Genomic DNA, 9944 nt, shown 5'->3' on the forward strand with positions numbered 1-9944 from the left:
AAGACCGCACGAATATAACGGTGGGTTCCCCCCAAACGAATCGGAAAATCGATACTGGAAAAACTCTAACTCGGTGGCCAGTTTTTGTTGACCACTTCATTGCGGCGCACTTCATGATGTCGGGTGGAAACATTCTGGCCTTACAAAAAATTCTCGGACACCACGATATAAAAATGACTATGCGTTACGCACATCTGGCACCGGATCATCTGGAAACGGCGCTCCGTTTCAATCCTCTGGCAACGCTGCCAAGTGGCGACAAAGTGGCGGCAGCGGTTGGCATTACCCCGTAATAACCACCACTGACCACCAACCTAACTTATTGTTTTTAATCTAACTTATTGTTTTCATTAACCCGTTTACATAAATGGGTTTTTTGTTATCTAAAATTTATCTACTACCCTGCAACCCTCTCAACCATCCTCAAAATCTCCTCGCGCGATAGCGGCTTACGGTCGGTGACAAAATGCAGCGTCATCCCCTCAATAAACGCATCAAGCGCGCGGGCGGTTCCGGGTTCAAACCATTGTTCGAGCGTTTGCTGACTGCGCTGCATCCAGTTTTGCATTACCGTTTTTAATAGCGGTTTTCGGCTAGCCAGCGCGTAGAGCTGGTACATCAGCTCCATATTATCCGGCGTTGCAACCTGTGAGCTGTAGATCATATCGGTGATAGCCTGGCATGCGCCTTGAGCATCACTAACATCGCTAAAAAATGCCTGATATTGCCGGGACATAATCTCAGTAAAACTGCTGAACGCCTCCAGCAACAACTCATCAATTCCTGAAAAATAGTAGGTCATCGATCCCAACGGTACCCCGGCAAGGGTAGCAATTTTGCGGTGCGTAACAGCATGTATTCCGTAAAGTTTCACCGCCTCCAGCGTGGCCTGGATAATTTTTTCTCGCCGTTGCGGATCGTTAGCGCGACGCATGTCATTTCCTCTGTCTGCAATTGTGTACAAATGTACACAACCTTGCTAATGTTGTCTTCCCTCTTCTTATTTTGACGTGATCTATGACCGTAAATTCTTCACGTAATGCATTGAAACGCCGAACCTGGGCGCTGTTTATGTTCTTCTTTTTGCCAGGCCTGTTAATGGCGTCCTGGGCAACCCGTACGCCTGCTATCCGCGATATTCTCTCTGTCTCGATCGCTGAAATGGGCGGTGTTCTCTTTGGTCTGTCGATCGGTTCGATGAGCGGTATTCTCTGCTCGGCGTGGTTAGTGAAACGCTTTGGGACACGTAATGTCATCCTGGTCACGATGTCCTGCGCATTGATCGGGATGATGATATTAAGTCTGGCACTCTGGCTGACATCGCCCCTGCTCTTTGCCGTTGGTCTCGGCGTCTTTGGGGCAAGTTTTGGTTCTGCGGAAGTGGCGATAAACGTTGAAGGTGCCGCCGTTGAGCGAGAAATGAATAAAACGGTTTTGCCGATGATGCACGGTTTTTATAGCCTGGGCACGCTGGCAGGCGCTGGTGTCGGGATGGCACTGACGGCCTTTGGCGTTCCGGCAACGGTGCACATTTTATTGGCGGCGCTGGTAGGTATCGCGCCTATTTATATCGCCATTCAGGCAATCCCTGACGGTACGGGCAAAAATGCTGCCGATGGCACCCAGCATGGCGAAAAAGGCATTCCTTTTTATCGCGATATCCAGTTGCTGTTGATTGGTGTTGTAGTGCTGGCGATGGCCTTTGCCGAAGGTTCTGCCAACGACTGGTTACCCTTATTAATGGTTGACGGTCACGGTTTTAGCCCTACTTCCGGCTCGCTGATTTATGCCGGTTTTACCCTGGGGATGACCGTTGGACGCTTCACTGGCGGTTGGTTCATCGACCGTTACAGTCGCGTTGCCGTGGTTCGGGCCAGTGCACTAATGGGGGCGTTGGGTATTGGGCTGATTATTTTTGTCGATAGCGCCTGGGTCGCTGGGGTGTCTGTTGTACTCTGGGGACTGGGTGCCTCGCTGGGCTTCCCGCTGACCATTTCTGCCGCCAGCGATACCGGCCCCGATGCACCAACCCGCGTCAGTGTGGTAGCAACGACCGGTTATCTGGCTTTCCTCGTCGGGCCGCCGCTGCTGGGCTATCTCGGCGAACATTATGGATTACGTAGTGCAATGCTGGTTGTACTGGCGCTGGTTATTCTCGCGGCTATTGTCGCGAAAGCCGTCGCCAAACCCGATACCAAAACGCAGACGGCGATGGAGAATAGTTGATGAGCATTAAATTAATTGCGGTAGACATGGATGGTACTTTCTTAAGCGATCAAAAAACCTATAACCGTGAGCGGTTTATGGCTCAGTATCAGCAAATGAAAGCACAAGGCATTCGCTTTGTGGTCGCCAGCGGGAATCAATATTATCAGTTGATCTCTTTCTTCCCTGAAATTGCTAATGAAATTGCCTTTGTGGCTGAAAACGGCGGCTGGGTAGTGAGTGAAGGCAAAGATGTTTTTAATGGCGAGCTGTCGAAGGATGCCTTTACTACTGTCGTGGAACATTTGCTGACGCGCCCGGAAGTGGAAATTATTGCCTGCGGAAAAAATAGCGCCTATACGCTCAAAAAATATGACGATGCCATGAAAACGGTGGCGGAAATGTATTATCACCGTCTGGAATACGTTGATAACTTTGACAACTTAGAAGATATTTTCTTTAAGTTTGGCCTGAATCTTTCCGATGAACTGATTCCACAAGTACAAAAAGCATTACATGAGGCCATCGGCGATATTATGGTGCCAGTCCACACCGGCAACGGCAGCATCGATCTGATTATCCCCGGCGTACATAAAGCCAATGGCCTTCGCCAACTGCAGAAATTATGGGGAATAGACGACAGCGAAGTGGTGGTCTTTGGCGATGGCGGTAACGATATTGAGATGCTGCGTCAGGCAGGCTTTAGTTTTGCAATGGAAAATGCCGGCAGCGCGGTCGTCGCAGCGGCAAAATACCGGGCAGGCTCCAATAACCGTGAAGGCGTACTGGATGTGATCGATAAAGTGCTTAAACACGAAGCGCCATTTGACCAATAAAAACGGCAGCACGCCCGGCAACACAATACCTGAATGAAGGCTGCATAATTCGCGGAAATTAACCCGCTGCATTATTTCAGGCGAAATGATTATGAAAAATTGTCTACTGTTGGGCGCGCTTTTAATGGGCTTTACTGGTGTGGCGATGGCGCAAAGTGTCACCGTCGATGTGCCGAGTGGATACAAAGTGGTTGTAGTTCCTGATTCAGTCAGCGTTCCACAAGCGGTCAGCGTCGCGACTGTGCCGCAAACCGTCTATGTGGCTCCTGCGCCAGCTCCGGCTTACCGCCCGCATCCTTATGCTCGCCATCTTGCCAGCGTAGGTGAAGGGATGGTTATCGAACACCAGATTGACGACCATCACCATTAATTCGAGAATGCCTGATCGCACAAAGCAGTCAGGCATTTTTTTACCCTTCGTGAGAATTTCCCATCTGTTTATCTTTTAAAAAGATAACCATCAGCGACAGCCACAAAATTCCGTTGACAAGGTTGAAGAGATTAAACTGTCCGTTGCCCCCGTTCAGCCAGGCATGTTTGCTGATTTCAATACCAACGGTAAAGATCAGCATTTGCAGCATTCCCATCGCCGCAGAAACCGTACCTTTACTCATATCGCTGGCAAACAGGGTTAATCGCACCAGTCCCGCATTCGCCAGACCAATACCGAAAGCATAAATACTTAACCCGGCAGTCATCCATAAATACGCGTGCGATGAGATAACCGTTGCCGCAGCAGCGACCAACAGACCAATCATAATCGGCCAGCCGCCCATAATTATCAGCGAACGTACGGTGCGGCGCGAGGTCAGACGCGCTAACAGCAAGTTACCCGCAATTAACGCCCCGAAAATAGGCACTTGCAGCAAGCCATATTCATAGCTGCTCAACTGCTCGCCGGTAATGATGATAATCGGCGACTGGGCGATCCACGCCAGCAATGGCAGGCTAACGAATCCCAGCGCCAGCGCCCCCGCCACAAAGCGGCCGTTCTTCAGCACCAGCTTATAGTCACGACCGAGTTCTTTCAGTGACAGTTTCTCGCCTATACGCGTGGCGGTTTCAGGCATAGCTCGTTGCAGACCGAAAAAGGAGATCGCTGCCAATGCGGCAAACAAAACAAACATCCCCTCCCAGGGCAGCACATGGATCCACGCCGCGCCCACCAGCGGACCAAGTAGCGGAGCAATCAGCGCCACGTTCGCCATCAGCGCGGTGATCTTGATACAAACCGCCTCTTCGAAAGATTCCTGAATTGCGGCGTATCCCACAGCGCCAATGAAACAGAGGCTTATGCCCTGCAAGAAGCGCAACAGAGTGAATTGTTCAATGTTTTGCGCCAGTAATATTGCCAGACAGGTGATGATAAACCACACCACCCCCGCCAGCATCACCGGACGGCGACCAATACGATCCGACAGCGGCCCCAGGAGCCATTGTAAAAACATCCCGCCCGCCAGATATGCGGTCATTGAAGTAGGAACCCAATCAATGCCCGCCTGATATTGTTCCACCACGGCCAACATACCGGGTTGAATCATATCTGCCGATATAGGTTGAAAATTCGTAAAGCACCAGACAGAGAGGGAAAAGTAACGCCTGACGTCCAAGCCTGGCACCGGAAGCTAATTTATTTTGCATGCAATTTCTTCGCCAATAATAATCGCGCAGAGTTTAATAAAAGCGCAGCTAACGAGAAAGCGAATTTTGTAGCTGAAACCACGGTTAAGCACATTCTTACATTATTGCGAGTATAGCTACGCTTTCTTTAAGTTTTATTTAACCTATGCCCGTTACAATCACCCACCGTAAACAGGCCGCTTGAGGGAAATAAGACGATGCCGCTTTACCCAGTTTAACCTGCACTTTATTCTCAACGACTTGCCTGTATTGGCTCCCTTTTAATCACTTTGCGTCGGGAAGTTATGCTGGAAAATTTGAATCTCTCTCTATTCTCTCTTATTAACGCGACGCCAGACTCGGCTCCGTGGATGATCTCGTTGGCGATTTTTATTGCTAAAGATTTGATTACCGTGGTGCCGCTGCTGGCCGCGGTGCTTTGGTTGTGGGGGCTTACAGCACAACGGCAACTGGTGATAAAAATCGCTATCGCGCTGGCGGTCAGCCTGTTTGTGTCCTGGACGATGGGACATCTTTTTCCGCACGACCGACCCTTTGTCGAAAATATCGGCTATAACTTCCTGCATCATGCGGCGGATGACTCATTCCCAAGCGACCACGGTACGGTGATTTTCACCTTTGCACTGGCATTTTTATGCTGGCATCGCCTGTGGTCCGGCTCACTTTTAATGGTGCTGGCCGTCGTCATTGCCTGGTCGCGCGTTTATCTTGGCGTCCACTGGCCGCTGGATATGCTCGGTGGATTGCTGGCAGGTATGATTGGCTGCCTTAGTGCCCAGATTATCTGGCAAGCGATGGGGCATAAACTCTATCAACGTCTGCAATCGTGGTATCGCTTCTGTTTTGCATTACCGATCCGCAAAGGCTGGGTGCGTGACTGATCTCTGCTAAAAAGTGTAGTATTGAGCGGCTCGCTTCAATAACTATTCAGAGGGATTATGGAAACACGTCGCGAAGAGCGTATCGGGCAGCTGCTGCAAGAATTAAAACGCAGCGATAAGTTACATCTTAAAGACGCCGCCGCCCTGCTTGGGGTTTCGGAGATGACGATTCGTCGCGATCTGAACAACCACAGTGCGCCCGTCGTTTTGCTCGGCGGCTATATTGTTCTGGAACCGCATAGTGCCAGCCATTACCTGTTAAGCGATCAAAAATCCCGCCTGGTGGAAGAAAAACGCCGGGCGGCAAAACTGGCTGCGACACTGGTAGAACCCGATCAGACCCTCTTTTTTGACTGTGGCACCACCACGCCGTGGATTATTGAAGCGATTGATAATGAAATCCCTTTTACCGCCGTTTGTTATTCGCTAAATACCTTTCTGGCGCTGAAAGAGAAACCCCATTGCCGCGCATTTCTGTGCGGTGGTGAATTTCACGCCAGCAACGCCATTTTCAAACCCATCGATTTTCAGCAAACGTTGAATAATTTTTGCCCGGATATCGCTTTTTATTCCGCGGCGGGCGTGCATGTCAGTAAAGGCGCTACCTGTTTTAATCTTGAAGAGTTGCCGGTAAAACACTGGGCCATGTCGATGGCGCAAAAGCATGTGCTGGTTGTCGACCACAGTAAATTTGGCAAGGTCCGTCCGGCGCGCATGGGTGACCTGAAACGCTTTGATATTGTGGTGAGTGATTGTTGCCCGGAAGATGAGTATGTGAAGTACGCGCAGACGCACCGTATTAAGTTGATGTATTAATGACGTATAACCGGATGACGTTTCGCGCCATCCGGTTATCAGAAGATTAAGAGAACCAGCTGCCGAACCACTGATGGAATTTCATCATCACGAAATCCCACATCCTACCAAAGAATCCGCCCTCTTCCACATTTTCCATCACGATCAGCGGACGCTGCTCAATGGATTTACCGTTAAGCTGGAAATCAATGGTCCCGACAACCTGACCTTTTTTCAGCGGTGCGGTAAGCTGCGGTTCCGTTAACGTGTAGCTCGCCTTCAGGTTTTTCAGCTGCCCACGCGGTATGGTCACTGAGCCCGCTTCGCCTGCCCCGAGATTCACTTCGCTCTTATCACCAAACCAGACGCGCTGAGTCACAAAGGTGGCATCAGGTTTAATTGGCGTCACGGTTTCAAAGAAGCGGAAACCCCAGGTCAATAATTTCTCAGACTCATCGGTCAGTTTTCGCCCCCAACACTACGGAGATTAAACGCATATCGCCCTGGGTAGCCGAAGCAACCAGATTATATCCCGCGCCTGCCGTGGTTCCTGTCTTCATGCCATCAACATTCAGATTGCTGCTCCACAGCAGACGGTTACGGTTAGGCTGACGAATTTTGTTGAAGGTGAACTCTTTCTCTTTATGAATGGCGTACTCTTCCGGCACATCGTGGATCAATGCTTTACCCAGCAATGCCATATCGCGCGCGGTACTGAACTGCCCCGGCGCATCCAGGCCGTGCACCGTCTGGAAGGTAGTGTTGGTCAGACCCAGTTTTTTGGCATAACCATTCATCAGACCAATAAATGACTCCTGGCTCCCGGCAACGTAATCGGCCAGCGCAATACAGGCGTCATTACCGGACTGGATAATCACATCTTTGTTCAAGTCTGCCACCGAAACCTGATCGCCCGGTTTGAGGAACATTACCGATGAACCACGCAGTGCCGGATTTCCCGTCGCCCAGGCATCTTTACCGACCGTCACCATATCGGTGAGTTTAATCTTATCGGCCTTAAGCGCCTGCCCAACCACATAGCTGGTCATGATTTTAGTCAGGCTCGCGGGATCCAGTTTCTCATCCGCATTGCCTTCTGCCAGCACTTTACCGCTGGCGTAATCCATTAAAATCCATGCACGCGCATCCACGCTCGGCGCTTCAACGGTTTGTTCGGCCGCGAATGCCGTTGGGGCAAAAAGGAATAAAAATGCAGAACCCGCTGCAAGACCACGAAGGAGAGAGGAGTATTGCGTCATAAATGCCACCCGAGTATCCATTCAAAAAAAATACGTTATATCGCCGTATGATAAGTTCGGTGATTAATAACGCACACACAAACTTAAAGAAACCGTAAGTTGGTAAAGTTTTTAAAGTTTATGCAATATCCTGCCGCTTCGCTGCTTCTGGTGTCATTTTTTTGCCAGCTGTTGCTTAAAAGTTAACTTTACTTCACCATCGGAGTCCTGTTCAGCCTGTGGCTGCCTGTCGGAAAAGGGGTGAGTATGATTACGCTGTGGGGTCGGAATAATTCAACCAACGTAAAAAAGTATTGCTGACGCTCGAAGAACTGGAACTACCTTATGAGCAAATTCTCGCGGGCCGTGAGTTTGGGATAAATCACGATGCTGATTTTCTGGCGATGAACCCTAACGGGCTGGTGCCGTTGTTGCGTGACGACGAAAGTGATCTCATTCTTTGGGAATCAAACGCCATTGTCCGCTATCTGGCGGCACAGTACGGGCAAAAACGCCTGTGGATCGACTCACCGGCACGTCGTGCGGAAGCGGAAAAATGGATGGACTGGGCAAACCAGACGCTCAGTAATGCCCATCGAGGGATCCTGATGGGATTAGTCAGAACACCACCGGAAGAGCGCGATCAGGCCGCCATTGATGCCAGTTGCAAAGAGTGCGACGCCCTGTTTGCCCTGCTCGATGCGGAACTGGCAAAAGTAAAATGGTTCTCTGGCGACGAGTTTGGTGTGGGCGATATCGCTATCGCACCGTTCATCTACAATTTGTTTAACGTTGGCCTGACCTGGACACCGCGTCCAAATCTGCAACGCTGGTATCAGCAACTCACTGAACGCCCCGCAGTGCGCAAAGTGGTGATGATTCCCGTTAGCTAATTGCGTGGGCTAACTTTAAGTAATTCCCCACTGGACTCGTCGGTGAGAACGTATAAATAACCGTCGGGTCCAGTGCGAACATCACGAATTCGCTGCCCTCTGTCCGTTAAAATACGGCCATCTTCTGTCACTTTGTCGCCGTTGACGCTCATCACAATGACATCTTTATCTTTCAGCGCGCCAATAAATAATTTTTGCTGCCACTGGGGGAATTTATCGCTGTTATAGAAGGCCATGCCGCTCACAGCGGGCGAATCTTTCCAGTAAAAAACAGGTTGCTCGGTCCCGGCGACGATCTCCCCTTTCGCTTCCGGTATCTTAAAGCCTGAATAGTTGATTCCCCAGGTTGCCAGCGGCCAGCCGTAGTTTTTGCCTTTTTGCGGGATATTAATTTCATCACCACCGCGCGGGCCATGTTCATTCAGCCACAGTGCATTACTCCACGGATTCATCGCCATTCCTTGCGGATTACGAATGCCATAAGACCAGATCTCGGCGCGCGCACCGGATTCCTTTATAAAAGGATTATCATCCGGGATTTCGCCCTGATCGGTCAGACGCACCAGTTTGCCCTGTAATTTATCCAGATCCTGCGCCGTCGGGCGCTGATTGTTTTCGCCCAGAGCAATAAAAAGATAACCTTTACCGTCGAATACCAGCCGCCCGCCAAAATGGTTGCCGGTAGACAGTTTTGGCATCTGGCGGAAGACGGTGCGGAAGTCGGTCACTTTTGAGAGATCATCACTTAAGCGGCCATAACCCACAGCAGTTCCGGCTTTGCCATCATCGCCAACTTCGGAATAACTTAACCAGATGCGGCGAGACTGAGCAAAATCAGGCGCTAAAACCACGTCCAGCAGGCCGCCCTGCCCGTGCGCCCAAACGTCCGGAACTCCGGAAAGCGGCGCAGATAATCCTTTTCCTGCTTGCCAGTGACGCAACTCGCCGCCGCGCAGAGTGATTAACATACCGTGATTATCGGGTAAAAAGGCCAGTGCCCAGGGATGGTCGAGTTTGTCTTGCAGTACTTCGACATTTACCGTTGCAGGAGCCGCCCAGAGAGCGGAAGAAAGACAAATAAGGGGCACAAGGAAAAAGGATTGTCGATGCATAACGTAGACTGGCCCCCTGAATCTCCAGACAACCAGTATCACTTAAATAAGTGATAGTCTTAATACTAGTTTTTAGACTAGTCATTGGAGTACAGATGATTGATGTCTTAGGGCCGGAGAAACGCAGACGGCGTACCACACAGGAAAAGATCGCAATTGTTCAGCAGAGCTTTGAACCGGGGATGACGGTCTCCCTCGTTGCCCGGCAACATGGTGTAGCAGCCAGCCAGTTATTTCTCTGGCGTAAGCAATACCAGGAAGGAAGTCTTACTGCTGTGGCCGCCGGAGAACAGGTTGTTCCTGCCTCTGAACTTGCTGCCGCCATGAAGCAGATTAAAGAACT

8 protein-coding genes and 4 pseudogenes are annotated in these 9944 nt (G+C 50.4%); 8 read left to right on the forward strand and 4 right to left on the reverse strand.

The annotated features are described in order from the left end of the window. Positions 1 to 92 precede the first annotated feature (92 nt). Positions 93 to 293, forward strand: a pseudogene (locus tag BHE85_RS05680) (tyrosine-type recombinase/integrase); the annotation flags it as partial. 104 nt (positions 294 to 397) lie between these two features. Here BHE85_RS05680 and rcdA read toward each other — a convergent pair. After that, positions 398 to 934, reverse strand: coding sequence for a DNA-binding transcriptional regulator RcdA (gene rcdA / locus BHE85_RS05685; RefSeq protein ID WP_001297003.1), 537 nt, complete (start codon positions 932 to 934; stop codon positions 398 to 400). 83 nt (positions 935 to 1017) lie between these two features. On the opposite strand from rcdA, the gene BHE85_RS05690 reads away from it, so the two are divergent. From BHE85_RS05690 to ybjH, 3 genes are all read left to right on the forward strand, one after another. Next, positions 1018 to 2226: an MFS transporter gene (locus tag BHE85_RS05690; RefSeq protein WP_000217848.1), complete on the forward strand. Its 1209-nt coding sequence runs from the start codon at positions 1018 to 1020 to the stop codon at positions 2224 to 2226. Then, entirely contained in the window at positions 2226 to 3041 is an 816-nt protein-coding gene (gene ybjI / locus BHE85_RS05695; protein ID WP_001299614.1) for a 5-amino-6-(5-phospho-D-ribitylamino)uracil phosphatase, read from the forward strand. Before BHE85_RS05690 ends, ybjI begins: the two co-directional genes overlap by 1 nt. Positions 3042 to 3126: 85 nt before the next feature. After that, the gene (ybjH, locus tag BHE85_RS05700; RefSeq protein WP_000605478.1) at positions 3127 to 3411 is read left to right on the forward strand and encodes a protein YbjH; all 285 of its coding nucleotides are present in this window, start codon (positions 3127 to 3129) and stop codon (positions 3409 to 3411) included. A 40-nt stretch (positions 3412 to 3451) separates the two neighbouring features. On the opposite strand, the pseudogene mdfA reads toward ybjH, so the two are convergent. Continuing rightward, positions 3452 to 4682: pseudogene (gene mdfA / locus BHE85_RS05705) on the reverse strand (multidrug efflux MFS transporter MdfA). Between the two features lie 284 nt (positions 4683 to 4966). Between mdfA and ybjG the strand changes: the two are divergent. Beyond that, positions 4967 to 5563, forward strand: coding sequence for an undecaprenyl-diphosphate phosphatase (gene ybjG / locus BHE85_RS05710; RefSeq protein ID WP_000892317.1), 597 nt, complete (start codon positions 4967 to 4969; stop codon positions 5561 to 5563). A 57-nt stretch (positions 5564 to 5620) separates the two neighbouring features. Further along, positions 5621 to 6379, forward strand: coding sequence for a DNA-binding transcriptional repressor DeoR (deoR, locus tag BHE85_RS05715; protein WP_000450111.1), 759 nt, complete (start codon positions 5621 to 5623; stop codon positions 6377 to 6379). A 46-nt stretch (positions 6380 to 6425) separates the two neighbouring features. On the opposite strand, the pseudogene dacC reads toward deoR, so the two are convergent. Continuing rightward, positions 6426 to 7617, reverse strand: a pseudogene (gene dacC, locus BHE85_RS05720) (serine-type D-Ala-D-Ala carboxypeptidase). A gap of 246 nt (positions 7618 to 7863) precedes the next feature. On the opposite strand from dacC, the pseudogene gstB reads away from it, so the two are divergent. Then, positions 7864 to 8489, forward strand: a pseudogene (gene gstB / locus BHE85_RS05725) (glutathione S-transferase GstB). On the opposite strand, the gene yliI reads toward gstB, so the two are convergent. After that, the gene (gene yliI / locus BHE85_RS05730; RefSeq protein ID WP_000555031.1) at positions 8486 to 9601 is read right to left on the reverse strand and encodes an aldose sugar dehydrogenase YliI; all 1116 of its coding nucleotides are present in this window, start codon (positions 9599 to 9601) and stop codon (positions 8486 to 8488) included. The pseudogene gstB and the gene yliI sit on opposite strands and share 4 nt — an antisense overlap. A 95-nt stretch (positions 9602 to 9696) precedes the next feature. On the opposite strand from yliI, the gene BHE85_RS05735 reads away from it, so the two are divergent. Beyond that, a partial coding sequence (locus BHE85_RS05735) for a transposase (RefSeq protein ID WP_000567707.1) occupies positions 9697 to 9944 on the forward strand: 248 nt, incomplete at its 3' end.

This window comes from Shigella sp. FC1567 (genome assembly GCF_001743015.1).
GTDB lineage: Bacteria > Pseudomonadota > Gammaproteobacteria > Enterobacterales > Enterobacteriaceae > Escherichia > Escherichia coli.

Excerpts from the sequence above, each read along its gene's own strand:
- ybjI (WP_001299614.1), top strand. The coding sequence starts at position 2,226 with ATGAGCATTAAATTAATTGCGGTAGACATGGATGGTACTTTCTTAAGC.
- deoR (WP_000450111.1), top strand. The coding sequence starts at position 5,621 with ATGGAAACACGTCGCGAAGAGCGTATCGGGCAGCTGCTGCAAGAATTA.
- BHE85_RS05690 (WP_000217848.1), top strand. The coding sequence starts at position 1,018 with ATGACCGTAAATTCTTCACGTAATGCATTGAAACGCCGAACCTGGGCG.
- ybjG (WP_000892317.1), top strand. The coding sequence starts at position 4,967 with ATGCTGGAAAATTTGAATCTCTCTCTATTCTCTCTTATTAACGCGACG.
- ybjH (WP_000605478.1), top strand. The coding sequence starts at position 3,127 with ATGATTATGAAAAATTGTCTACTGTTGGGCGCGCTTTTAATGGGCTTT.
- yliI (WP_000555031.1), bottom strand. The coding sequence starts at position 9,601 with ATGCATCGACAATCCTTTTTCCTTGTGCCCCTTATTTGTCTTTCTTCC.
- rcdA (WP_001297003.1), bottom strand. The coding sequence starts at position 934 with ATGCGTCGCGCTAACGATCCGCAACGGCGAGAAAAAATTATCCAGGCC.